Annotated in this window: 22 protein-coding genes; 11 read left to right on the top strand and 11 right to left on the bottom strand. The window is 69.5% G+C overall.

What is annotated here, in order from left to right; genetic code table 11:
- Positions 1-4: 4 nt before the first annotated feature.
- Positions 5-685, bottom strand: a complete 681-nt coding sequence (gene mtrA, locus GLO27_RS08910) for an MtrAB system response regulator MtrA (protein WP_021199844.1) — start codon at positions 683-685, stop codon at positions 5-7.
- A gap of 119 nt (positions 686-804) precedes the next feature.
- Here mtrA and GLO27_RS08915 point away from each other — a divergent pair, with 119 nt between their 5' ends.
- Genes GLO27_RS08915 through GLO27_RS08935 form a run of 5 tightly spaced genes read left to right on the top strand, consistent with a single transcriptional unit; the run spans position 805 to position 6,426 of the window.
- Entirely contained in the window at positions 805-2,280 is a 1,476-nt protein-coding gene (locus GLO27_RS08915; protein ID WP_167254458.1) for a hypothetical protein, read from the top strand.
- On the top strand, positions 2,277-2,918 hold the full coding sequence (locus tag GLO27_RS08920) for a DUF4129 domain-containing protein (RefSeq protein ID WP_167254460.1): 642 nt from the start codon (positions 2,277-2,279) through the stop codon (positions 2,916-2,918). The genes GLO27_RS08915 and GLO27_RS08920 overlap by 4 nt, the downstream gene beginning before the upstream one ends.
- A complete protein-coding gene (locus GLO27_RS08925; protein WP_167254463.1) occupies positions 2,915-4,150 on the top strand; it encodes a DUF4350 domain-containing protein in 1,236 nt (411 codons plus the stop codon). Before GLO27_RS08920 ends, GLO27_RS08925 begins: the two co-directional genes overlap by 4 nt.
- Before the next feature lie 44 nt (positions 4,151-4,194).
- Entirely contained in the window at positions 4,195-5,118 is a 924-nt protein-coding gene (locus tag GLO27_RS08930) for a MoxR family ATPase (RefSeq protein WP_208323723.1), read from the top strand.
- The gene (locus GLO27_RS08935) at positions 5,119-6,426 is read left to right on the top strand and encodes a DUF58 domain-containing protein (RefSeq protein WP_021199839.1); all 1,308 of its coding nucleotides are present in this window, start codon (positions 5,119-5,121) and stop codon (positions 6,424-6,426) included.
- A gap of 16 nt (positions 6,427-6,442) precedes the next feature.
- Here the strand turns inward: GLO27_RS08935 and GLO27_RS08940 are convergent, their stop codons facing one another.
- Entirely contained in the window at positions 6,443-7,435 is a 993-nt protein-coding gene (locus tag GLO27_RS08940) for a stage II sporulation protein M (protein ID WP_021199838.1), read from the bottom strand.
- A gap of 16 nt (positions 7,436-7,451) precedes the next feature.
- Here GLO27_RS08940 and GLO27_RS08945 point away from each other — a divergent pair, with 16 nt between their 5' ends.
- Positions 7,452-8,261, top strand: a complete 810-nt coding sequence (locus GLO27_RS08945; protein WP_029258258.1) for an RDD family protein — start codon at positions 7,452-7,454, stop codon at positions 8,259-8,261.
- 60 nt (positions 8,262-8,321) lie between these two features.
- Here the strand turns inward: GLO27_RS08945 and GLO27_RS08950 are convergent, their stop codons facing one another.
- From GLO27_RS08950 to GLO27_RS08965, 4 genes are all read right to left on the bottom strand, one after another.
- Positions 8,322-9,536, bottom strand: coding sequence for an ABC transporter permease (locus tag GLO27_RS08950; RefSeq protein WP_029258259.1), 1,215 nt, complete (start codon positions 9,534-9,536; stop codon positions 8,322-8,324).
- Entirely contained in the window at positions 9,533-10,285 is a 753-nt protein-coding gene (locus tag GLO27_RS08955) for an ABC transporter ATP-binding protein (RefSeq protein WP_081859744.1), read from the bottom strand. Before GLO27_RS08955 ends, GLO27_RS08950 begins: the two co-directional genes overlap by 4 nt.
- On the bottom strand, positions 10,282-11,208 hold the full coding sequence (locus tag GLO27_RS08960) for a hypothetical protein (protein WP_167254465.1): 927 nt from the start codon (positions 11,206-11,208) through the stop codon (positions 10,282-10,284). The genes GLO27_RS08955 and GLO27_RS08960 overlap by 4 nt, the downstream gene beginning before the upstream one ends.
- A 99-nt stretch (positions 11,209-11,307) precedes the next feature.
- Positions 11,308-11,514 carry a DUF3499 family protein gene (locus GLO27_RS08965; RefSeq protein ID WP_021199833.1) on the bottom strand — a complete coding sequence of 69 codons (207 nt, stop codon included), beginning with the start codon at positions 11,512-11,514 and terminating at the stop codon, positions 11,308-11,310.
- Between the two features lie 78 nt (positions 11,515-11,592).
- Here GLO27_RS08965 and GLO27_RS08970 point away from each other — a divergent pair, with 78 nt between their 5' ends.
- Positions 11,593-12,021, top strand: coding sequence for a hypothetical protein (locus tag GLO27_RS08970; RefSeq protein ID WP_231479885.1), 429 nt, complete (start codon positions 11,593-11,595; stop codon positions 12,019-12,021).
- 30 nt (positions 12,022-12,051) lie between these two features.
- On the opposite strand, the gene GLO27_RS08975 is transcribed toward GLO27_RS08970, so the two are convergent.
- The 4 genes from GLO27_RS08975 to manA all read right to left on the bottom strand — a co-directional run bounded on the left by GLO27_RS08975 (position 12,052) and on the right by manA (position 18,256).
- Positions 12,052-13,437: a DUF5719 family protein gene (locus GLO27_RS08975; protein WP_167254467.1), complete on the bottom strand. Its 1,386-nt coding sequence runs from the start codon at positions 13,435-13,437 to the stop codon at positions 12,052-12,054.
- Positions 13,434-16,538 (bottom strand): glycosyltransferase, encoded by a 3,105-nt coding sequence (locus GLO27_RS08980; RefSeq protein WP_243844757.1) that lies wholly within the window; start codon positions 16,536-16,538, stop codon positions 13,434-13,436. Before GLO27_RS08980 ends, GLO27_RS08975 begins: the two co-directional genes overlap by 4 nt.
- Before the next feature lie 102 nt (positions 16,539-16,640).
- Positions 16,641-16,961, bottom strand: a complete 321-nt coding sequence (locus GLO27_RS08985) for a WhiB family transcriptional regulator (RefSeq protein ID WP_081859749.1) — start codon at positions 16,959-16,961, stop codon at positions 16,641-16,643.
- Between the two features lie 164 nt (positions 16,962-17,125).
- Positions 17,126-18,256 (bottom strand): mannose-6-phosphate isomerase, class I, encoded by a 1,131-nt coding sequence (gene manA, locus GLO27_RS08990; protein WP_167254469.1) that lies wholly within the window; start codon positions 18,254-18,256, stop codon positions 17,126-17,128.
- 68 nt (positions 18,257-18,324) lie between these two features.
- Between manA and GLO27_RS08995 the strand changes: the two genes are divergently transcribed.
- Both GLO27_RS08995 and GLO27_RS09000 read left to right on the top strand, forming a co-directional pair.
- Entirely contained in the window at positions 18,325-19,740 is a 1,416-nt protein-coding gene (locus GLO27_RS08995; RefSeq protein WP_021199827.1) for an O-antigen ligase family protein, read from the top strand.
- Between the two features lie 14 nt (positions 19,741-19,754).
- A complete protein-coding gene (locus GLO27_RS09000) occupies positions 19,755-21,035 on the top strand; it encodes an O-antigen ligase family protein (RefSeq protein ID WP_208323581.1) in 1,281 nt (426 codons plus the stop codon).
- 13 nt (positions 21,036-21,048) lie between these two features.
- Here the strand turns inward: GLO27_RS09000 and galE are convergent, their stop codons facing one another.
- Positions 21,049-22,038 carry a UDP-glucose 4-epimerase GalE gene (galE, locus tag GLO27_RS09005; RefSeq protein WP_167254471.1) on the bottom strand — a complete coding sequence of 330 codons (990 nt, stop codon included), beginning with the start codon at positions 22,036-22,038 and terminating at the stop codon, positions 21,049-21,051.
- Between the two features lie 174 nt (positions 22,039-22,212).
- Between galE and GLO27_RS09010 the strand changes: the two genes are divergently transcribed.
- Together GLO27_RS09010 and GLO27_RS09015 are read left to right on the top strand one after the other, a co-directional pair.
- The gene (locus GLO27_RS09010; protein ID WP_167254473.1) at positions 22,213-23,181 is read left to right on the top strand and encodes a glycosyltransferase family 2 protein; all 969 of its coding nucleotides are present in this window, start codon (positions 22,213-22,215) and stop codon (positions 23,179-23,181) included.
- A complete protein-coding gene (locus tag GLO27_RS09015) occupies positions 23,178-23,765 on the top strand; it encodes a hypothetical protein (protein ID WP_021199823.1) in 588 nt (195 codons plus the stop codon). The genes GLO27_RS09010 and GLO27_RS09015 overlap by 4 nt, the downstream gene beginning before the upstream one ends.
- The last annotated feature ends 36 nt before the right edge of the window (positions 23,766-23,801 follow it).

The raw sequence follows: 23,801 nt of genomic DNA on the forward strand, positions 1-23,801 counted from the left end.
GCTCCTAGCCGACGCTCCCGGCGCGGTAGCCCACGCCGCGCACCGTCATGACGATCTTCGGGTTGTCGGGGTCGAGCTCCACCTTCGCGCGCAGGCGCTGCACATGCACGTTCACCAGTCGGGTGTCGGCCTTGTAGTGGTAGCCCCACACCTGCTCCAAGAGCATCTCCCGGGAGAACACCTGCTGGGGCTTCGACGCGAGTGCGACGAGAAGCTGGAACTCCAACGGCGTGAGCGCGATCGGCGCCGTCCCCCGACGGACCTCGTGCGCATCGACGTCGACGGTGAGGTCGCCGACGCGGAGCTGCTCGCTCGTGGCCTGCGGCGTGGGACGAAGCCGGGTGCGGATGCGGGCGACCAGTTCCTTCGGGTTGAAAGGCTTGACCATGTAGTCGTCGGCACCCACCTCGAGCCCGCGGACGACGTCGGCGGTGTCGCTACGCGCGGTGAGCATGATGATCGGCACGCCGGACTCGGCACGGATGCGGGTGCAGATCTCGATCCCGTCCATGCCGGGGAGCATGAGGTCGAGCAGCACGAGGTCGGGTCGCTGCGCTCGCCACTCGTCGACGGCGCGCGCACCGTCCGCGCAGAAGACCGGCTCGAAGCCTTCGGTCCGCAGCACGATCCCGATCATCTCGGCGAGCGCGGTGTCGTCGTCGACCACGAGAATACGTGAGGTCATAAGAGTTACCTTATGGCACCGAGTCCCAGCGATCCCAGGTCTGCGCACCGTGTGCGGGATATGACGCACCGCGCGAGGGATATGACACGATGGGAGCGCACGATGGAGAGGGAGTGCCTGTGACCGGACAGACGTGGACGCCTGCCCCGAAGAAGGGCATCATCCCCCTTCATCCGCTCTCGTTCGGAATGCTGCTGGGAAAGGCCTTCGCCGCGCTTCGCCACAACCCGAAGGTGCTCTTCGGCTTCGCCGTGGTCATCCAGCTCGTCGTGGTGGTCGTCACGGCCGTGGTCATGGGCGTCGTCTTCTTCACGACGTTCAGCCGCCTGGAGACCGTCTCTCCCTCTTCTCCGGACTTCGAGGCGGTGATGGCGGGGACCATCGCGGTGAACCTGATCGCCGGGCTCGCCGTGGGTGTCGCCTCGATCGCCTTCACGGCGATGATGCAAGGCGTCGTCGCCGCGGAGATCGGCTATGCCGCGATCGGAGTGAAGGCGACGCTGCGGATGCTGTGGCGCCGGATGGCCCCGGCGTTCTGGCGACTCGCCGGCTTCGCCTCCCTCTCCGTCGCGGCCGTGTTCGGCATCTTCATCATCGCTGCCGTCGTCATCGCGGCCTTCATCGCCGGCGGCATGGGCGGGAGCGCCGAGATGGTCGGCATCGTCGTGCTCGTGGTGATCGTCATCGTCCTCGCCTGCATCCCGCTGGCGGTGTGGCTCACCACGAAGCTGCTGCTCGTACCGTCGATCTTGGTCCTCGAGCGTGCACGTTTCCGAGACGCTTTCGTCCGCTCCTGGAGGCTCACCCGCGGGCGCTTCTGGGTCGCGTTCGGTGTGACCTTCCTCATCAGCGCGATCATGGGCATCGCGGCCCAGGTCGTCAGCGTCCCCGCCACGCTGCTCGGCTCTCTCCTCGGCTCGGTCGTCGCGCCCACAGGAGCAGAGGACCCTAGTGCGGTGGTCGCCTTCGTCGTGACCTTGATCGCCCCGCAGATCCTGCTCCTCGTCATCCAGGCGATCACCCTCGTGGTCCAGAGCACCGGATCGGCGCTCGTCTACCTCGACTGCCGGATGCGCTACGAGGGTCTGGACCAGACCTTGATCGCATACGTGGAGCGCCGTGACCTCGGCTGGACCGACGAGCAGCAGGACGATCCGTTCCGCGTCGATCCGTCACGGGCCGTCACCTCTGCACCGCCGCCCCGCCAGGTGCCGGAGCACGTCATGATGTCGCAGGGCTACGGGTATCCGCGCTACGGCGCACAGCCGACGTTCGGAGAGCCGGGAGCGCCTCAGGCATATCCCGCACAGCCGTACCCCGCGCAGCCGTATCCCGCACAGCCGTATCCCGCACAGCCGTACCCCGCACAGCCGTACCCCGCGCAGGGCCAGCCGGCGCAGGGCCAGCCGGCGCAGCCTTCGATGCCGTATCCGGCGGCGGCGCCCGTGACACCGCCTGCCGTCGCGTTCCCGCCACCGCCGCCGACCGCGCCGACCGCCGCATCGGGAACATCCACCATGCCGAGCGTGCCCTCAGCGGAAGCAGCACCCGATGACGGCGGGTGGGCCGCGCCCGGCGCAGACGGCACCGCATGATCCGACCGTTCGACGACCTGTTCGTCCCCGACGGGGACGAAGCCCGACGCTGGGCGGAGGAAGAGCTCTCCAACCCTCGCTACGCCGACGCGAAGCCCACGTGGTTCGATCTCCTGGCGCGTGACATCGGCCGTTTCCTCGCCGACCTGTTCAGCTCCGGCAACGGGGCGGGCATCGGGCCGCCCGCCCTCATCATCGTCATCGTCATCATCGCGGCCGCGCTGGTCGCCGCTCTCATCATCTGGGGCAGACCGCGCAGCTCTCGCGCCGTCAGGCGGGCACAGGGGGACCTCCTCGGAGCGGCCGACGACCGCAGTGCGGCGCAGCTGAGATCGGATGCCGAGCGGGCCGCCCGCGAACGAGACTGGGACGCCGCGACGATCCTCCGGTACCGGGCGATCGCGCGCAGCCTGCGGGAGCGCGATCTGATCGATCCGGCGCCGGGCGCGACGGCGCAGTCGATCGCCCGCGAGGCGAGCACGGTGTTCGTCGACGAGGCAGCCGCCATGCGTCGAGCAGCCTCCTCCTTCGACGACGTCCGCTACCTCGGGCACACCGCGAGCGCCGAGACCTATCGGGATCTCGTCGACATCGATGATCGGATCCGCGCACGCCGCCCCGAGGCGGTGCCGGCATGACCGTGATCGAGCCTGACCACGCCGCCTCCTCTCCGGCTGCCCCTTCCACGGCGGAACACCGCCCGAGCCGGGCCAAGACGATCATCGGATGGACGATCGTCGCCGCCCTGGTCCTGATCGTCGCTGCGGTCGGACTGCGTGTCGCCGTGACCGCCCCCGGCGCGCGCGGTGCCCTCGACCCCGAAGCCCGAGACGACGGCGGCGCCCTCGCGCTCGCGGACATCCTGCGCGATCAGGGCGTCGAGGTCGACGTCCGCCGCTCGCGGGCCGAGGCGCTCACAGCGATCGACGAAGACACGACACTCGTGATGGCCAACCCGTACACCCTGACCGACGAAGCCCTGGAGACGCTCACCGCTCCGGCGCGGCGCGTCGTGTTCCTCTCGACGGGCACGCACCTGCTGAACGAGCTCGGCATCGGAGAGAACGCCACGGGAACACTGCCGGCGGCGGCCCCCGACTGCGACGTCGCCGAGTTCGCGAGGGTCGGGACCATCCGTGCCGACCGCCTGTTCACCCCGGCGGACGGCGTGCAGGCCTGCTTCGGCGATGCCGAGGGCGCCGCCGTCCTCGTGGACCGCCGTTCCACGCCCGAACGCGTGGTGGTGGAGGGCACCAGGCTCTTCGGCAACGCCTATCTCGCCGAGAACGGCAACGCCGCCCTCGGGTTGGCGCTGCTGGGTCAGACCGATCGCGTCGTCTGGTACGTCCCCAGCTTCGCTGACTCCGACATCGAGGCCGAGCCGGTCGACACCCTCGGCAGTCTCACGCCTCCCTGGGTCACACCTGCGATCCTGCTGCTGATCATCGCGGGGATCGCCACGGCGATCTGGCGCGGTCAGCGGTTCGGTCCCCTGGTCGCCGAGACGCTGCCGGTCACCGTGCGGGCGTCGGAGACGATGCACGGACGTGCGCGTCTCACGGCCAGAGCCGCAGATGCACCGCACGCCGGGCAGGCGCTCCGCGACGGAACCCAGCGACGACTGGCTCGACGGCTCGGACTCGCCGTCCACGCAGGCGCAGACGAGGTCGCGGATGCGGCCTCTGATCGACTGCGGATTCCCCGGGGCACGCTCCAGGCGCTGATCGCCGGGCCGCTCCCCGAGAACGACGCCGCTCTGGTCGACCTCGCCAGACGCCTCGACGAGCTCGAGACCGCAGTGGACGACAGCACGCACGTCGACCGATCAGAACCGACCACCCATCCCCGAGAAGCAGAGGGAAACACGTGACCGTTGAGAACCATCCCACCGACGACGCCGCACTGCGCCAGGCCATGCACCGGGTGCGCACCGAGGTCGACAAGGCGGTGGTCGGCCAGGCCGGCACCGTCACCGGGCTGCTCGTGTCGCTGCTCGCCCGAGGCCATGTGCTCCTCGAGGGTGTGCCGGGCGTCGCGAAGACGCTGGTCGTCCGCTCCTTCGCACGAGCGCTCGGCCTCGACACCAAACGCGTCCAGTTCACTCCCGACCTGATGCCGGGCGATGTCACCGGCTCGCTCGTGTACGACGCGCGCACCGGCGAGTTCGACTTCCGCGCCGGCCCGGTGTTCACGAACATCCTGCTCGCGGACGAGATCAACCGCACGCCGCCGAAGACCCAGGCCGCGCTCCTGGAAGCCATGGAGGAGCGCCAGGTGTCGGCTGACGGTGTCAGTCGCCCCCTGCCCGACCCGTTCCTCGTCGCCGCGACGCAGAACCCGATCGAACACGAGGGCACCTACTCGCTGCCCGAGGCGCAGCTGGACCGCTTCCTGATGAAGCTCGTCGTCGGCATGCCCGAACGCGACGCGGAGGTCTCGGTGCTGCGTCGGCACGCGGAGGGCTTCTCGCCGCGCGAGCTGACCGGTGTGGAGGCGGTGGTCACCGCCGACGAGATCCGCGCAGCCCAGCAGGCGGCCGCCGCCGTCGAGGTCACGGACGACGTGCTCGGCTACGTCGTAGACCTCGCTCGGGCGACCCGTCAGTCTCCGTCGGTCGAACTCGGTGCCAGCCCGCGCGCATCGACCGGTCTGCTCGCGGCGGCGAAGGCGTGGGCGTGGCTCAACGCCTCCTCCGCGGTGACCCCCGACCACGTGCAGACGATGCTGGTGCCCGTGTGGCGTCACCGCCTCCAGTTGCGACCCGACGCGCAGATGGAAGGCGTGTCCGCCGACGCGGTGCTCACCTCCGTGGTGCAGCAGACCCGGGTGCCGATCTAGGTGTTCGTCACCGGCCGCCTCGCCGTCGCCCTCGCCGTGGGCGTCTTCCCGCTCGTCATCGCTGGACTCGCGGGCTATCCGGCGTACGCGGTCCTCGGCGCCTGGATCGGCCTGTGCGCGCTGCTCGTCGCCGTCGACGTCGCGCTCGCGGCGAGCCCCCGATCGGTGACGGTGAGTCGCAGAGTGCCCGCGCGTGTGCGCATCGGGGAGCCGGTCCCGGTGAGCGTGGCCGTGCACAACCACGGCACCAAGCCACTGCACGCCCTGCTTCGCGACGCATGGCAGCCGACGGCGGGGGCGCCGTCGGACCGGCAGCACCTGGTCGTCCCGCCGGGTGAGCGCGGCCGTGTCGCCATTCCGCTCCTCCCCCGCCGTCGCGGGGAACTGGCCAGCGAGTTCGTGATGATCCGCTCCCGCGGACCACTCGGCATCGCGGGCCGGCAGGCACGGCATTCCGTCCGCGGAGCGATCCGCGTGCTCCCTGCCTTCTCCTCGCGCAAGCACCTTCCGTCCCGCCTCGCTCGGCTGCGCGAGCTGGATGGCAACACGAGCATCCAGGTGCGCGGTCAGGGTACCGAGTTCGATTCATTGCGTGAGTACGTGCGCGGGGACGACGTGCGCTCGATCGACTGGCGGGCGACCGCCCGCGCAGGAACGACGATGCTGCGCACCTGGCGACCGGAACGGGACCGTCATGTGGTGATCATCATCGACACCGGACGTACAGCGGCAGCTCGTGTCGGCGACGGTACGCGCGTTGATGCCGCGCTCGAGGCGGCACTGCTGCTGGCGGCGCTCGCCTCGCGTGCCGGTGATCACGTGCACCTGCTGATGTACGACAGGGTCGTCCGCGGTCGGGTCACCGGGGTCGACGGCGCCGCGTTGCTTCCGGCTCTGACCGACGCCATGGCTCCCGTGCACGCGCGGCTCGTCGACACGGACTGGCACGGCGCATTCGCCGCCGTGCGCTCGCTCACGACGCGGCCCTCGCTGATCGTGGCCCTGACGGCGCAGGACGCGGCCGAGTCGGCCCGTGGCTTCCTCGGTGCCTTCCCGAACGCCTCACGTGCGACCACGGTCCTCGTCGGATCCGTGACCGACGACGGCATCTCCGCTCTCGCGCGCCGTCGTGATTCCCGCGAGGACGTGTATCTCGCCGCGGCCGCCGAGCGAACTCTCCGCGACGCGGAGAACGTCGCCGATGCGATCCGCAGGGCCGGGGGCGAAGCGATCGCCGCCGATCCGGAAGACCTCCCACCGCGGATCGCCGACCGCTACCTCGAGCTGAAGGCCGCCGGTCGACTCTGACGCCCAACCGATCGCGTCAGCCGACGACCAGGCGCGGGGTGCCTGCTTCGTATTCGACGAGGTCGCCGGTCTCACCCGCGCGATGCGCCCTCCCGCCGATCACCAGCATGTAGATGAGGAACACGGCGAGCGCGGCCGCACCGATCCCGATCTTCACCGGCCAGGGCAGTGCCCAGCCCGTCACGAATCCCTCGACGAGCCCGGCGAGGAACAGCGCGAAGACCAGACCCATCGCGACGGTCGCCAGCGCCCTTCCCTGCTCGGCGAGCGCCTGCCCACGCGTACGGTGCCCCGGGGCGACCCAGGCCCAGAAGACGTGCAGCCCGGCGGCGGCCGCGACGAAGATGCAGGTCATCTCGAGCATCCCGTGCGGAAGGATGTACAGCACCATGAGGTCGGCCTTGTCGTGGACGGCCATGATCGCCCCGGTCGTGCCGAGACCCATCGCGTTCTGCACCAGCACGTACACCGGCCAGATCCCCGTGACGCCGAAGAGCACGCACTGCATGGCGATCCAGGCGTTGTTCGTCCAGACCATGCCCATGAACGCCGCTGCCGGGTTCTCCGTGTAGTAGCCCGTGAAACTCTCCTCCGCATACTGCGCGAGGGCCGCAGGCGGCCCCAGCGTGGCCACGATCGCGGGGTCGCTCGCGATCCATGCGGCGGTGCCGACGGCGACCGCGATGAACGAGATCGCGATGACCAGCGTCGTCCAACGCAAGCGGTACAGGGCCGCGGGCAGCTGCCACCGGAAGAAGCGGCTCGTCTGGGTGAGGATGCTGTCGGATGCGCCGGTGAGTCGCAGCCGGGCGCGAACCAGGATCGTCGACAGGTACGCGCCCTGCGGCGAGTCGCCGACGGACGTCTTCAGTTCGGCGAGATCGGCGGAGGCCGCCCGATACCGGACGATGAGCTCATCGACCCCGTCGCCGTCGAGACGGGCGCGACTGAGCTGGTCGAGCCGCTCCCATTCGGCGCGGCGTGCATCTGTCAGCGCATCGGCATCCACCTGATTTACTGTACTCATGTCCGTCCCGATCGACGTCTCCGACGAGGTCCTGTCCGGCGAGGCCGTCGCGCTCGACGTGCAGCCCGTCGGGTTCCTGCTGCGAGCGCTCGGCGCCGCGATCGACATGCTCCTCGGCTACGCCGTCTTCATCCTGTGGATCTTCCTGCGCATCTGGCTGCTGGACGCGGGCGTGCTCGATGAGACGACGGATCGCATCGCCGTGGTCTCGGCGTTCGTGGTGAGCTTCGTCGTGCTCCCGATCACGATGGAGGTCGCGTTGAAGGGACGCAGCCTCGGCAAGCTCGCGGTCGGTGGACGGATCGTGCGCATGGACGGCGGCGCCGCGGGTTTCCGTCACGCGTTCATCCGCGGGCTGCTCGGCGTCCTCGAGATCTACATGACCTTCGGCGGGATCGCCGTGCTCACGGGCGCGTTCACCGCGCGATCGCAGCGTCTGGGCGACCTCGTCGCCGGGACCTACAGCCAGCGCGTGCGCACACCCGCTCTGAGCTCGCACGTCCCCGTCCTTCCCTCACCGCTGGCCGGCTGGGCGCAGATCGCCGACGTCGCCCGGTTGCCCGACCGTCTCGCACGCCGGATCTCCCAGTTCCTGCAGAGTGCCCCGCGCATGATCCCGGCGGCGCGGGCACGCGTCGCCCAGGATCTGCTCACCGAGGCGAGCCCGTTCGTCTCCCCGCTGCCCTCGGCGCCGCCCGAGCAGGTTCTGATCGGCATCACCGTTCTGCGTCGCGAGCGCGAGCGGCGCGCGCTGGAGAACTCCGATCGTCGTGCCGAACGGCTCACCGGCCGTCGGGTCGGCGTCTAGCGGACGTCCGCAGGAACCCTCCCACCAGCACCGGGCGACCCGATCGAGCCCGCCGGTGCGTCAGAAACGGATCGCGTCGATCACCTTCACCCGCAGGGCGACGAGAGCGGGTATGAAGCCCGACACCGCGCCGACGATGACGGAGGCGAGAAGCCCGATGAGCGCCGCCCGCATCGGGAACGGCGGGATGTCCTGGATGCCGTAGAACAGCGATGTGATGACCCATTCCGACCGCAGCACCGCGACGACGATCGCGATCCCGATCACGCCGGCCACCGTCGTCGCCACCAGACTCTCCAGGAACACCGCGAAGAAGACCCGGCCCGAGCTCGCCCCGAACGCGCGTCGCACACCGATCTCGCGCACGCGCTGGCGCATCGCCACGAGCTGGATGTTGATGAGGCTCAGCGCTCCGAGGGCGAGGATCAGCGCGGCGATTCCTCCGGTGATCATCTCGAAGGTCGCCTGGGCGTCCATCGCGCCGGGCTGCGCCGCCCAGTCCGATCTGTTCACCGTGACCGTCTGTCCGGCAGGCAGGCCCGCCCGGAGGTCCATCGCGAGCACCGGGGCGATCTGGTCGACCTGCCCCGTGCCCATCCAGATCTCGTACTGGGTCCACGCCTCCGTGGGCAACGCGTCCACGCGGGCCCGGTATGCGTCGTAGAGCAGATCGACGCGAAGCTCCTCGTCGCCGAAGCCCTGGCGAGGTGTGACTCCGATCACCTGGTACGTGCCACCGGCCGGACCGCTCAGGGCCACCGTCGGGTGCTGCGACAGCGGCACACGCCCCAGACGGTCCCAGAGGGGCTCGGTGATCACGACGGGGGGTGCCATCGCCTCGGTGTCCGAGTCGATGAACCAGCGCCCGTCCAGAAGCCGCTCGCGATGGATCTGCGAGAACGCAGGATCCATGATGCGCGCCGGAACCGGCGCTATGCCGTCGGGAAGCTGCAGGTCGACCGTCAGCCCCTGGGAGATGCGCGCGGTGTGGCTGAAGCCGAACCGCTCGGACACACGACTGAAGCGGGCATCGAAGCCGTCGGCGTCGACGGGAGAGCCGTCATCGCTGTTGACGGAAACGACGACGGTCGCGGCGCGCCCGCCCCACCGGTCGGACTGCTCGGCCTGGAACTGGCGCTGGTACTCGGAGAACGCGACGACCGCGGTCAGAGCGCCCACCGACACCGCGATGCCGATCAGGCTGAGCAGCACACGCAGCTTGTGCACCCGGATCTCGGCCCAGGCGTCGGAGAGAGCACCGAGGAAGCCGGTCATGCGATCACCTCCGGCGGCGCCGAAGGCACCGACGCCGCGAGGGTCGACGCTTCGAAGGCGCGGCTGAGGTCGGCGGCTTCCAGGCGGCCCGCATCGAGGCGGTAGTGCCGACGTGCCCGTGCCGCGACATGGAGGTCATGGGTGATCGTGACCAGTGCAGCGTCCGTCTCGGTGGCCACCTCGTCGAGGAGCGACATCACGGATGCGCCGGTGTCGATGTCGAGCGCGCCCGTCGGCTCGTCGGCGAGGATCAGGACGGGTCGGCGGACCAGCGCCCTGGCGATCGCGACGCGCTGCTGTTCGCCGCCGGAGAGCTTGTCCGCGATCTGCTCGACACGATGCCCGAGGCCGACCCGCTCCAGCATGTCGGCGGCGATCTGACGACGGTTCCAGAACATCTTCCCCTTGGCGTGGCCCAGCGGCATCATCACGTTGTCGATCGCCGTGCGCCCGGGAAGAAGATTGAACTGCTGGAAGACGAAGCCGACGTTGTCCCCGCGCAGGCGGTCGAGCCGACCGGAGCGCATCCTGCGCACCTCGCGTCCTTCGAATGCGACGGAGCCCGATGTCGGTGCGTCCAGCATGCCCAGGATGTTGAGCAGGGTGGATTTCCCGGATCCCGACCGACCCACGATCGAGACGTGGTCACCGGCTCCCACCTCGAGGGTGATCCCGCGGAGGATCTCCAGCCGGGAGTCGTCCGCCAGGAGCACGCTCTTGGAGACGTCGTCGAGCGCGACGAGACTCACCAGTTCATCCCGCTGTCGCACTGCTCCACTCCCGGGGAGACCTCGTAGCAGAACTCCTCGACGGGAGCCACGAAGCCGGGGACGAACTGACGGATGCTGTCCCCCTCGGCCAGCCCCTCCGTCACCTCGACCGTGACGCCGTCGTTGACGCCGAGCGTCACGGCGCGCTCCTCGGGGTCGGATCCGTCGCCCGCGTCCACCCAGACCTTGCCGGATCCCGCGCCGCCCTGGACGGCGGTGACCGGGATCACCAGAGCATCGTCGACCTGGCCGAGGGCGAGGTCCATCTTCGCGGGGAGTCCGGCGAAGACGGTCTGATCGACGGGGATGGCGCAGCGCACACTCGCCGTGCCCTCCGCGGTGACCTGCACCCCGACTCCGGTGCACGCGAACGGCGCGGGACCGCCGGTGATGGTGACCGTCGCCTCCGTGGGCGCGTTGACGAGGCGGTACAGCTGCACAGGGTCGACCGTCGCGAGCAGGTGGTACTTGGCCGGGGTGAGCTTGTACGCCTCTGTCCCGACCGTGGTGGCCTGGCCTTTGACCATGGCGAACTCCGACACGTCGCCCGCTTCCGGCGCGACGACGTCGATGTCCTTCCGCGGCTCTTCCTGGCGCACGGTGTAGAGCTTCTGGCCGGCGGCCACCGCTGCTCCTTCACCCACGTGCACGGCGAGGACGGTGCCGTTGAGCTCGCCGCGGACGACGTAGGCGTCGTCGCTGGCCACGTTCCCACTCAGGCTCAGCGCATTGACCACCGAACCGCGTTCCACCACCACCACCGGATCCGTGATCCCCGCCTCAGGGCTGACGACGCTCTCCGCGCGGTCGGGGAAGAACGCGATCTTGACGAGTGCCGCGGCACACGCTCCGAAGACCAGCACGAGAAGCAGGGGGAAGATCCAGCGACGCCAGACGATCACGAGTGCCTTTCCGGCCGTGCCGCCCTGGCACGCCTGCGGTCAGCGTATCCAGACTTCGGATCCTCGCCGACGGCTGCGTCCGCGTGTCGACGCAACGCGTCAGGCGCGGAGGGCCTCGTGACGGACGACCAGCCAGCCCGCGGGAACCGAGAGCCGGTCCGCATGCGGTGAGCACAGATCATGTGCCTGCGGGTCGTTCGCGGCGCCGAGCGGGCCGAGCGCCGCCATCTGATCGCCGTAGTCGTAGGTGAGGGTGGCTACGGCTTCGCGCGCGCAGCCGACCTTCGAGCACAGTCGTCCGTCCATCTCCGCCAGCGTACGGCGCGCCCCGGGTGAGCGCCGGATGCCGCGCCGAGTGATCCTCGCACCGCCTAGACTTTCGTCATGCCCCGCCGTCGCACCGCTCATGCCTCCGCTGCCCCGCGGCGCGGTGCACGGCACGGACGACACGGGCGTCTCGGCCGCAGCGAGGTCGTACGACCGCCGCTGGCTCCGCTCGACGGCCGCCTCGACCGATTCGACCTCACCGTCGGAACGGCCGTGGAGTTCCTCCGCGGGACGTGGCCAGAGTTGCAGGACGTCCGGTTCGAGATCGGCGCGATCCCGGGTTTCGACGCCGGCGAAGAGGTGCCGCGCTGGTACCTCGATCGCGACAATCGACGTATCGTCCTGTTCCGACTTCCCATCGAGCGGCTCCTGCCTCCGGGGCACGACGATGCCGCCCACAGACGCATGGCCATCGAGAGCGCGGTGTTCCGGGCCGCCGCGGAGTACGTCGGCCGTGAACCGTGGGATCTCGGTCACGAGCACTGACACTCCGGCGGCCGGGGCCCCCGCATTCCGTCAGGGATAGACCGTGATCGGCTTCTCTCCGCCGCTGCTCGCCTGCACCGGGAGCACTGCGAGCGCCCCGGGTGCCGTGAGGGTCACGGCCGCGTGCACGGGCGCCGTCGTCCGCATCCGGTACGTCGTCCGCCCCTCCACCGCGATCCCGCCGGTCTCCCCCGCGGGGATGACGACCTCCTGGGCCTGACCGCCGTCGACCGGCTCGAGTGTGACGGTCGCGTCCCGGTCCGAGGTGTTCGACACCTGCAGTCGTGCATCGGGACCGGAGGGCACGGCGAAGACCACCTCGGCGTCGATCTCCGGCGCGGGGGTGACCCACGCGAAGTCCGAATCGAGACCGAAGCCGTCCTGCTGTCTGACCCCGGCGAGGAGCGGCACGTCGGATTCGACCTCGACGGTGTACCGACCGGGCTCGAGGCCGGAGAGCGAGACCTGAGCGGGAAGATCCGCCTCGACGGGCACGGTGAACTCGTCTACAGGCACCGTGGCGCCCTCGGCCTGCACCTTCACCTGGACCCGAGCGTCGACGCCGGGGGCCAGCACCCGCAGAACGGCCATCTCCGCGTCATCGCCGTTGGCCGGGAACGCCTGCACTCCGGTGAAGACGAGTCTCTGCTGGGGGCCCGCGACCGAGTCCTGGAGATCGATGCCCGCAGGATCGAGGACGCGCACGAGCGAGGACTGCAGGGCCGCTCTCACCGGAGCTCCCACCGCGCTCACCTTGACAACCGGCAGATCGTTGCCGGCGGCGAACGAGGTCAGAGGAAGCGCCGTCTGCGAACGCGGAGGGACGATGACGGTCCGGGTGCTGCGGGCGGCTCCGTACACGGCGAGGGTCACCGTCGACGGGACCTCGGTCGCGTTGGTGAGGGTGATGATGTCTTCGGTGCCGGTGTCGATGCTCCCGCCCACGAGCCACGACTCCAGCCTCGGCACGCCGCAGGGCAGGGCGGCGTACCCCGCGAGGTCGTCCGCGGCGATCGTGACGGACTCGGCACCGGCGATCAGCGGTGCCGAACGCCCATCGACCGGGCCGGTGAGCACCTGCGGTCCACCCGCATCGGGCAGATCGGGTACCTCAAGCGTCTCGGACGACGGTCTTCCGGCCGTGCCTCCGGACGTGAGGCTCGTCGGTGCCGCGGAGAGCATGTCCAGGGGGGCCGACGCGTCACGACCGAGAGCACGGAGATCGCCGTTGCAGACCAGCACGCTGTCGCCGGGCACGGGTGTGACCTCGACCTGCGCGGGGTCGTGCGCGACGGTCGGCCACGGCGCATGGATCGCCGTGGCGACACCGACGACGCAGGCGGCGATCACGGCCACGCCCATGATGACACGGGCGCTGGTCGCGGCGACCCGGAAGGCGCGGTTCCCGTTGCTCATCGGTCCTCCTCCATCGGCTTCGCGTGTTCGTCGTGGGGGCTCGCCGAAGCGCCGTCCGCCGACCCACCGTCCGCTGTCGCCTCGCTCACCGTCGCGTCGCCCACCGTCGCGTCGCCCGCTGTCGCGTCGCCCACTGTCACCTCGTCCACCGGCCCAGCGGCGTCATCGATCACCGGATCAGCGATCGGCGCCAGTGCCTCGTCGTTCAGGGCGGGCGCGTCCTGGGGGTCCTCGATCACCCCGACGGGCGCTTCATCGAGGGAATCCCTGTCCTCCGCGTGCCGAGGCAGCACGATCGGCTCCTCAGGCACGCGACCGACGATGCGCGACTGGGCGCGAGCCGCACGACGCGACGCACGGGTCGGGATGGACAGCAGGAGGGCCGCGAAGACTGCGAGCAGCTGCACGGTGATCACGAGGCGAGCAGTGCCCTGCTGGGCGGATGTCAGCGGTGGCTGTTCGGCGGCGTCGGCATCGAGACGCCAGAGCACGCCGCGATCGGTGGTGCCCGCGTGCACGAGGCCGGCACGCTGATCGATCGAGGCGACCGCCGCGGTACGAAGCGCCCGCGCCTTGTCCCCTTCACCAGGAACCTCAGCGACCAGGACGTAGCTGATCCCTTCGGCGGCCAATGCTCCGGGAGCATCGAAGTCGCGGGCCGAGAGGAGATCCACGGCCAGGGCCGAGATGTCGGCTCCCTGCGGCTCGACCGCGGTGGAGATCATCGTCGACTGCGACCCCAGCGTCTCGCTGGCTCCCCAGGCCACTTCTGCGGCCAGTCCTCCGTCGTTCTGCGGGGTGAGCACGAGGGTCGCGATCGGCCGATCCCCTGCGGCCTGTGCGGCCACATACGAGGGCAGCGTCGACTCAGGACCGTTCGTGAGCACCGAGCGCCCCATGTGCAGCGCGCTGAGCGCCGGGATCGCGCAGACCGCCAGTGTCACCGCCGCGGCGACGGCCGTGAAGATCCGCAGACGCGGAAGCGTGAGCGCGGTGTCGAGCGTCACGAGGGCAGCCCCTACGACACCGATCCACGCCAGGCTGAGTCCGGTGCCCGGCCAGATCGCCACCGGCGTCCCCTGCGCGAAGCTCACCGTGACCCCGACCGCGAGGAACGCCGTGGCGAGCCCGGACAGGGCGACCACGAGCAGGGTGATCCCCGCGCGCCAGCGTGGAGCGACCGCCGCACCGAGCGCCAGCACGGCGAGAGGTGCGCACAGGAGTGGTGCCCACACGGCGATGGGTGCGGGCAGAAGCGCCATCCAGCCGCCCAGCTCCGATGTCGGGAAGCCACCGGCGATCGCGAGGCGTCCGGCGGCGTCAGCGGCGGCCTGGGGGCTCGCCCAGATGAGTCCGGGGTCGCCGAGGATCCCCAGAGGCGTGCCGTGAGCGAGCTGCCAGATCACCAGTGGTGCGAACAGGGCGATCGTCGGCACCGGCAGCCAGAGCAGTCGCCCCGCGCCACGGAACTGCGCCGTTCCCAGCACGATGCCCAGGGCGACGATCCAGAGCAGCGCAAGGGCGGGTGCCAGCGACGGTGCGCAGGCGAGCACGGCGGCGAGGAGCAGCGACGCGCTCCCGGCGGCGCCCCATGACCGATGGGCGACCACAGCGCTGTGGAAGAGCCAGGGAAGCAGGAGATGGACGAGCACCGCGGCCGGGCGTCCGTCGACCAGGGCGGTGAGGAACGTGGGCGCGAGCGCCCACGCGATGCCGGCGAAGATCCGGAGCCCTCCGCGATCGGTCACTCGCGTGGCGGCGAACCACCCTCCCAGAACTGCGAGCGGGAGGGCGAGGATCCACAACAGCACCATGGCGAAGGAAGGGCCGGCAGGCCAGAGCGTCCCGAGTACCGCGACCACGGAGGCGAAGGGGTCGGCAGGGCCGACGAGGCCGAGGGCGACGTCGCGGGTTCCCCACGCCGCATCGCTCCAGAGCGCGGCGATGGTCTGACGGAGCGGCAGCAGTCCCCCGCCCCCCAGCGTCGGCCAGGCGAGCAGGCTCGTGAAGGACGCGATGCTGACGACCAGGGCCGCGAGTACGGCCCAGGCCCCACCACCGGAGAAGAAACGCAGTTCGCTGACCGCACCTCCCTCGCTTCCGTGCCCGTCATCCAGACGCCGTCGCAGCTCGGAGGACGTCACGCGCAACGGAGCGATGCTGGCCCAGGCGGAAGTGCGGAAGGCGCGGATGCCGGCGCGGGAACGTGCGACCGCACCGAATCGGAACATGGCCGTGAGGGCAGCCCCCCATTCGGGGAAAACAGCCTCGGGCCGCTTGCCGACGAGGTCGGTGATGGAGCGCCACAGCGCGAGCGGAAGCAGGCTGAGCCAGTGCAGCGGCACGGCCGCGGCCGGCGCGTACGCCAGCCGTCGGTGCAGCTGGGCCAGGCGGGTCACGTAAGCGCGGCGCGATCGACCCGGCGGAAGCGCAGCAGGACCGCCCGATGATGCTGAGACCCGCGCACTCGGCGCGAGGACGACACGGCCACCACCGAGGCGTGCACGGACCCCGAGGTCAAGTCCCTCATCGGCCCCCGCGAGGGCCGGATCGGGTCGCAGGGCATCGCGCACCTCGCCGCGGATGAGCATCCCCCGCACATCGGCGCCGAGAGCATCGTCGGAACGGTCGTGCTGACCCTGATCGAGCTCTCCCGCCGCGAGTTCGACGGAGCGGCCCCACGCGGTCATGCTGACGCCGAGCGAGACGATCTCGCGCTCGTTGTCCGTGGCGACGAGCTTGGGGGCGACGATGGCGGCGGACGGCGAGCGCTCCAGCGTGCCGCTCAGACGCTCCAGCGCCCGAGGGTGCGGCGTCGTGTCCTGTGCCAGCAGCCAGACCGCAGACCCCTCGGGCACTCGAGGTCGGGCGAGCTCCACCGCCTCGGCGAAGGACGTCGAGGCACGCGCCTCGATGATCCCTTCGACGGTGCCCGCCACGACGTCGCTCTCGCGCACGGACGACGCATCGCCGCATACGACGAGGGTCACCGCCGCCGCGGGGGTGGTCTGCGTGCGAAGGGCGTCGAGAGTGCGGAGGAGTTGCGCTCGGGAAGAGGATCCAGTGCGCGCGACGATGATGGCGTGAACTCGGGCTGGCATGACGTCGTCAGCCTATGCGCGCGAGGGGCGACGTCGACGCACCGGATACGGCGCGCCCGCGAAGCCGGTGGCATCGTCGCTCTCGCGCCGATGCGGGTCCGTTCAGCTCGCGCGGCGCTTGAGCTTCCGGCGCTCGCGCTCGGACAGGCCACCCCAGATGCCGAACCGCTCATCGTTGTTGAGAGCGTATTCCAGGCACTCCCCGCGGACGTCGCACGACGTGCAGATCCGCTTGGCGTCCCTCGTCGATCCACCCTTCTCGGGGAAGAACGCCTCCGGGTCGGTCTGCGAGCAGAGAGCGTCGCTCTGCCAGGCGAGAGCGTTGTCGTCATCGCCGGCATCGGTGCGTCGAACCCCGGGAACACCGAGGTTGATCGGATCGACGAACCAGTTCTCCGGTACGTCTGAACGGTAACCCGTCATCTCGATCTCCAACCCTGTCTCCGCCCCCCGGCGGGCCGTGCGCATGACTAATTACACCCGTGTCATTCGCTCCGGTCAAGTCGCGGATCGTAAACCCTCAAGCGACTCTTGAAGGTTCATGGACCATCACCGGCGTGTCGGGATGCGGTGATCGGCCGCGGGGATCATCGCCCTGGACCAGCGATGAAGACCTCGCCCACGCCCGAGAGCGTGACGGTCGCCTCGTCCGCGTCGGCGAAGGCGACCGTGCCGACCGCGAGCACGAGTTCGTCCCCGGAGGCCGAAGAGACGGTGACGTCGCCCGCGGTGGCGAGCACCATCGTCGGCCCGGAGACGTCGAGGGTGAGGACGGCTCCGTCGACCACGACGCGCTCGAGGGCGAAGTCGGATACCGGAACGGGATACGGCGTGACCGGCCCCGCGCTCTCTGCGCGCAGCACCGGCACCTCCCCGGGAGTGGTGTCGAGGATGGCCAGGAGCTCGGGCACATCGATGCGCTTCGGCGTGAGGCCCCCGCGGAGCACGTTGTCGCTCGCGGCCATGATCTCGACGCCGAGCCCGGAGAGATAGGCGTGCAGCAGACCGGCGCGCAGGAACACGCCTTCTCCACGCGCGAGCACCACATGGTTCATGAGCAGCGCCACGACGACCCCCGGGTCCCCCGGGTACGTCTCCGCGACGTCGGCGATAGCGCGGAGCGTCGTGCTCCACTCCCCCGCCTCGCCCCGAGCCGCGGCCGTGACGATCGCGCCGATGATCTCGTCGACCTCGTCGTCCGCCTCACCGCCGAGCAGCCAGGCGATCGCGTCGCGGAGGGCGTCGCCCTCGGCGCGCAGACGTGCGCGCAGCTGTCGGACCCCACGGCTGTCATCGAGCGCCTCGAGCAGAGAGAGCGTGTCGGGGACGGGACGCAGTCCGCTCAGCGACTCGAACCGATCGCTGAGCGCCACCAGGAGTTCGGGTTTGTGGTTGTCATCCCGATAGTTGCGCTGCGGGTCGTCGGCGTCGAGACCGCTCTCCCGCGCCCACCCCGCGCGCGCCTGCTCGATCGTCGGATGCACCTGGATCGAGAGCGGGCGTCCCGCCGCGAGCAGCTTGAGGAGGTAGGGAAGCGTGCCTCCCGTGACCTGATCGAGTGTGCCACCACCGGCGACGTCGGCGGGGTCACCGGGGTGATCGCCGAACCAGACCTCCGCCTCCGGAGCGCCGGTCGGTGTGCGTCCCTCGAGTCCGGCGAGGAGGGAGTCCGATCCCCAGGCGTAATCACGGGGCGTGTTGGTGAGGCTCAGCAGCATGCCACCAGCGTAGAGCCGCGTCGCCGCGTTCAGCGACGTCGGGAGCGCGGGGCGGTAGCCTGAACGCGATGGCCCAGTACACGAAGCATCCGGTGTCTGCCCCGCCCACCGCGCCGGAGCGCGAGTCGACGGGGCATCTCCTGCTGCGCGGGTATGCGATCATCGTGCTATTCGTCACCTTCGCCCACTCTGCCGTCTACAACCTGCTCGGGCCGGAGGGCGCCGCGATCACGCTCGCCGTCTTCACGCTGGCGACGCTCGGCATCGGCGTTCCGATGCTCGCCCGCAATCGCCCGCAGCCTTTCCGCTGGCGTCGCCTGCCCTGGACCGCGCTCGGCTACACGACCCTCGCGCTCGTATCCGTGGCCTGGTCGCAGTGGCGCGGGCCGACGCTCATCACCTGGGTCCTGCTCGCGTCCGTCACGGTCAACGCTCTCTTCATCGCCCACGTGCTCACCTGGCATGAGATCGTCCGCGCTCTCTCCTCCGCGTTCAAGTGGATCCTCGGCCTCTCCCTGGCGATCGAGCTCTGGGTCTCTCTGGTGCTTCATGGACCGCTGCTGCCGAACTTCCTCGAACTCCCGGACGGAAAGATCGATCCGCAGTGGTACTGGGTGCGCGACAACCTGTTCGACGGGGGCAGGATCCAGGGCATCGTCGGAAACGCGAATCTCCTGGCGATCATCTCGCTCTTCGCGATCATCACATTCGGAGTGCTGTTCGCCGCCAGAGCGCGGTGGCGCACGACGCTCGCCCTGTGGATGCTCCTCGCGGCGTACTTCCTGTTCCGTACGGCATCGGCCACCGCGATGGTGTGCGCAGCCGCCGTCGCGGTGGTCCTCGTCGTCGCACTCCTGATGCGCCGCGCCCGCACCCCCGGCGCACGCACGCGCATCTACATCGTGGCCATCGGCGGCGCGGCGATCGCGGCCCTGGGCGTCTGGCTGCTGCGCGAGCCGCTGCTCGGTCTCCTCGGCCGCAGCGCCGATCTGACCGGCCGTTCGGACAAGATCTGGACCAAGGTGCTGCAGCGCGCCGGCGAGCACCCGATCTTCGGCAACGGCTTCTCGAGCCCCTGGATCCCGACGGACCCCGCTTTCGACGAGTGGATCACCGACCACGGCATCACCGTGTTCCACGCGCACAACATGTGGTTGGACGTCCTGCTCCAGCTCGGTGTCGTCGGCGTTGTGCTCATGGCGGTCGCGTACGGCACGCTGCTGTGGCGCTCCTGGTTCTTCGCCGTCGACCGTCCCCGCTGGGATCTCGACGGCGCACGACCGTTCTCCCCGCTGACCCTGCTTCCCAGCCTGTTCACGGTGGTGCTGCTGGTGCAGGGCTTCTCCGAGTCCACCCCGATCATGCTGTGGGGGTGGATGCTCCTGGTGCTCCTGTCGTTCAAGCTCAAGTCGGTGCCGCTGGTCGGCGTCGGCGAGCGCGACCTCCTGTTCGAACGCGGCGCTCGGCAGCGGCGGGTGCCGTGACGCCGGCGCGCCCGATGGTCCGCCTGCTCGGATCGGTGGAGCTGGCTCGTGCGTTCACGCTCGCTGCCCTGACCGCGGTGTTCGGATCGTACGCGATCCGGCAGATGACGTCAGCCGTCACGCTGGCGACGATCATCGCGGCGCTGTGCCTGCTCGGCGCGGCGATCCTGTGGGTGCGCAGGGACGAGCTCTCCCTTCTGCGCATCGCGCCGTCGTCGCTGCTCGCATTCCTCGCGTGGGCCCTCGTGAGCGTCTTCTGGAGCACGGACAAGTCCGATACGATCTTCGGCTGGATGTCCCTGTTCGGCTATGCGTTCCTGGCGATCACGATCGGACACATCCGGGACACCCTCCAGACCGTGCGGGCGATCGGAGACACGCTGCGGGTGCTCCTCGCCGCCTCGCTCGCCGTGGAGATCCTGTCGGGCGTGCTTCTCGACCTGCCGTTCACATTCCTCGGCGTGCAGGGCGACCTCGCGGCGGGCGGCCCGATCCAGGGGCTGTTCGGCAGTCGCAACATGCTCGGGTTCATCGCGGTGATCGCACTGATCACGTTCGTGATCGAGTGGCGGACGCAATCGGTGAACGCACCACTCGCCGTGATCTCAATAGGGCTGGCGGGGTTCCTGGCGGTGCTCTCCTCCTCTCCGACCGTCCTGGTGCTCGCCGGTGCCGTGGGCGTCGTCACGGTGGCGCTCACGATCGTCCGGCATGCGCCTCCGGAACGACGGACGATCGTGCAATGGATGCTCGGGGTCGTGGTCACCCTCGCTCTCGCTGCCGGCTTCGCGCTGCGCCACCAGATCATCGCCCTGCTCGACGCCGGATCCGACTTCTCGCTCCGCGCCTCGCTGTGGAACACCATCCTGGACTTCGTCGCGGTGAAGCCGATCCAGGGCTGGGGCTGGTTCGGTGACTGGGCTCGCGGCGAATACCCGTTCACCTACATCAACTTCCAGCTCGACGATCGCCACCAGAGCGCGCTCAACGCGTTCTTCGACGTGCTCCTGCAACTCGGCGCCGCGGGCCTGGTGGTGTTCCTGCTCCTGGGCGGTGTCGCCCTGATCCGCTCCTGGCTCGTGGCGAGCACACGACGATCGGTCGTCTACGCGTGGACCCCGATCATGCTCGTGACCCTGGCGGTCGACTCGATGTTCGAGAGCTTCACGCTCGTCGGCGCCGGGTGGTTCATGCTCGTGCTGTGCGCCCTACGTGCCGGGCAATCGCGGTCGTGGCGCGAGAACATCGATGCGGCGCATACGGGCGCCATCCCGACGCTGCGTCCGCAGGAGTAGCCGGAGAGCGTCGTCAGCGCACCGAGGGAAGCTTCGCCGCCCAGGTGATCGCGTCGCGCACGCCATCGTCCACAGAGCGCTCCGCACGCCAGTCCAGGACATCCGCCGCGCGATCGACGATCGCGAAGGCGCCCGCCTGGTCTCCGGGGCGGCGATCGATGTCGATCGTGGGAAGGGGCTCACCGGTGACGCGCTCGAACGCCGCCACGAGCTCGCGGACGGTCACGCCCTCCCCTGTACCGATATTGATCACCTGGTAGGGCTCATCGGGTGTGGAGACGTCGTCGAACCTCTTGACAGCGGCCACGTGCGCGAGCGCGAGGTCCCAGACATGGATGTAGTCGCGCAGCCCTGAGCCGTCGCGGGTGGGCCAGTCGGTGCCCGTGATCGAGAACGGCTCGCCGGTCGCGCGGGCCCGCATGATCTTCCCCAGCGCGTGCGAGGGCAGGGGGTTCTGCAGGCCGGTACGCATCTGCGGATCGGCTCCGATCGGATTGAAGTAGCGGAGAGCGATCGCGCGGAAGTCGTCGTTCGTCGCCGCGTCCTTCAAGATCTGCTCGACCATGGCCTTTGTCGTGGCGTAGGGGCTGGACGGTGCGAGGGGGCTGTTCTCGTCGGCGCCCTGACCGCTCTCCCCCGCGTACACCGCCGCCGACGAGCTGAACACGATGCGGGAGATACCCGCGTCACGGAGTCGCTGGAGCAGCACGATGGTCCTGCCCACGTTGGTGTCGTAGTAGCCGAGGGGGTCGGTTACCGATTCGGCCACCACGATGCGGGCCGCGCAGTGGACGACAGCATCGATGTCGGGGTGATCCGAAAGGAGACGGGTGAGGATCTCCGGGTCGGCGATGTCGCCCTCATAGAGATCGCGCCCCTCACAGAACGCTCGAAGGCCCGTGGACAGGTCGTCGAGGATGACCACTTGCATCCCCGCCTCGATGCACGCGGTGGCGACAGTGGATCCGATGTATCCGGCGCCGCCGGTGATCAGTACCTTCATCGCAGCCAGTCTAACCATCGTCTCTCTGCGGCCGAGGTGAGCCTCTCCGCTGATCCCGAGGGAGCGGACGGTAGGCTACTCACTGCTCGTCATGTCCCGCATCGTCCCCGACGGTGACACGTGGTGACGGAGCCCTCAGCCCCCTGAACTGCCATCGATCTTCGAGGAGAAGGTATGACCGCGGCGCCCGCTGCATTCGATCCGAAAGCGGCGACGATCGTCGTCGTCACCTTCAACAGATCGCATCTGCTCACCGGACTTCTCACCAGCATCACGGCGATGGACCCGAAACCCGGGCGCGTCGTGATCATCGACAATGCCTCCTCCGACGACACGACCGACGTGGTCGAATCCTTCCGCGACACCATCGACACCGAGGTGGTGTATCGCCGCTTGGAGACCAACACGGGAGGCTCCGGCGGGTTCAGCGAAGGCATGCGCACCGCGTATGAGCTCGGCTCCGAGTGGATCTGGATGATGGACGACGATGTCGAGGTCGTTCCGGACGGTCTCGCGAAGATGGGCAAGTGGGCCCCTCGTTTCAAGAGCATCCAGGGTCGCCGCTACGACTACGACGGCAGCGAGTTCTACTGGCAGTACCGCATCGCGGAGCGCATGGGCATCCCGATCCCCTTCGCTCCCTCGGGCTTCGACGACTCCGGCTTCAAAGAGATGAACAGCGGTTGCTTCGAAGGCATGTTCATCCACCGATCGATCGTGAAGCAGATCGGCCTGCCCGACCACCGCTTCTTCATCTACTGGGATGACCAGATGTACGGGTGGCTGGCCTCGCGAAAGACCACGGCCGTCATCGTCGACGAGTTCGTGCTGCGCCGCACACGCGAGATCAAGCAGTGGGACATGGGCATCCGCCACATGAACGCCTCGAGCAACGCCTACCGCTTCTACATCATGCGCAATCGCGCCTACATCAAGCACTACTACCGCGCGCACGACAACTACAACCCCGTGCTGTTCGGACTCGGCACCGGGATGACCTTCGCGAAGGAGCTCATCCGCCTCTTCTTCGTCGAGCGCACCGTCCGCGGCACGAGCAACCTGTTCCGCGGGCTCAAGGAAGGCCGCAAGATCAGCCGCGACCGCTCCTGGAAGCCCATGCCCGCGCTGGAAGACGCCTCATGAGTGAGCCGTCCCCCGAGCTCCGGTGGGCACCGATCGAACCGAAGCCGAGGAACAGGGGCCGAATCTGGCTGATCGTCGGCCTCGCGATCGCCGGGCTGGCGGTCCTCGCCATTCTGCTGATCCTCCTTCTCCCGCGCGGCGAGAGCCCGACGCCTGGAGTCAGCGGATCTCCCAGCCCAGCGGCGACGGCATCGCCGGACCCGTCATCGACGACCACACCGTCGAGCTCTCCCACGCGCACGCCGGAGATCACTCCCCCCGCGCCGACCGACCCGAGCCTTGAGAATTTCCGTGCTCAGGTGGGCGGATGGCTAGGCGCCGCCGATCGCGGTCTCGATATCGTTTCCAGCTCAGATGCGCAGGATGCGGTGTCGGTGATCGACAGCCTCCAGATGGATGCGCAGCGCTTGTCGGATGCGCGACCGCCGGCCTCGATCGACCAGATGTGGCGCGATGGCGTCACCGCCTACGGTCAGACGCTGTCAGATCTGCGCACGGCCGCCTCTGCCGGAAACGAGACGAAGGCGGCTGTCGCCGCAGCCCGAGCCTCCGCCCACGAACTTCAGTCCCTCCTGGGTCTGTGAGCGGAAGAACAATACGGAAGGGCAATAATGCACAAC

Source organism: Microbacterium sp. Be9, assembly GCF_011754135.1.
Lineage (GTDB): Bacteria > Actinomycetota > Actinomycetes > Actinomycetales > Microbacteriaceae > Microbacterium > Microbacterium maritypicum_A.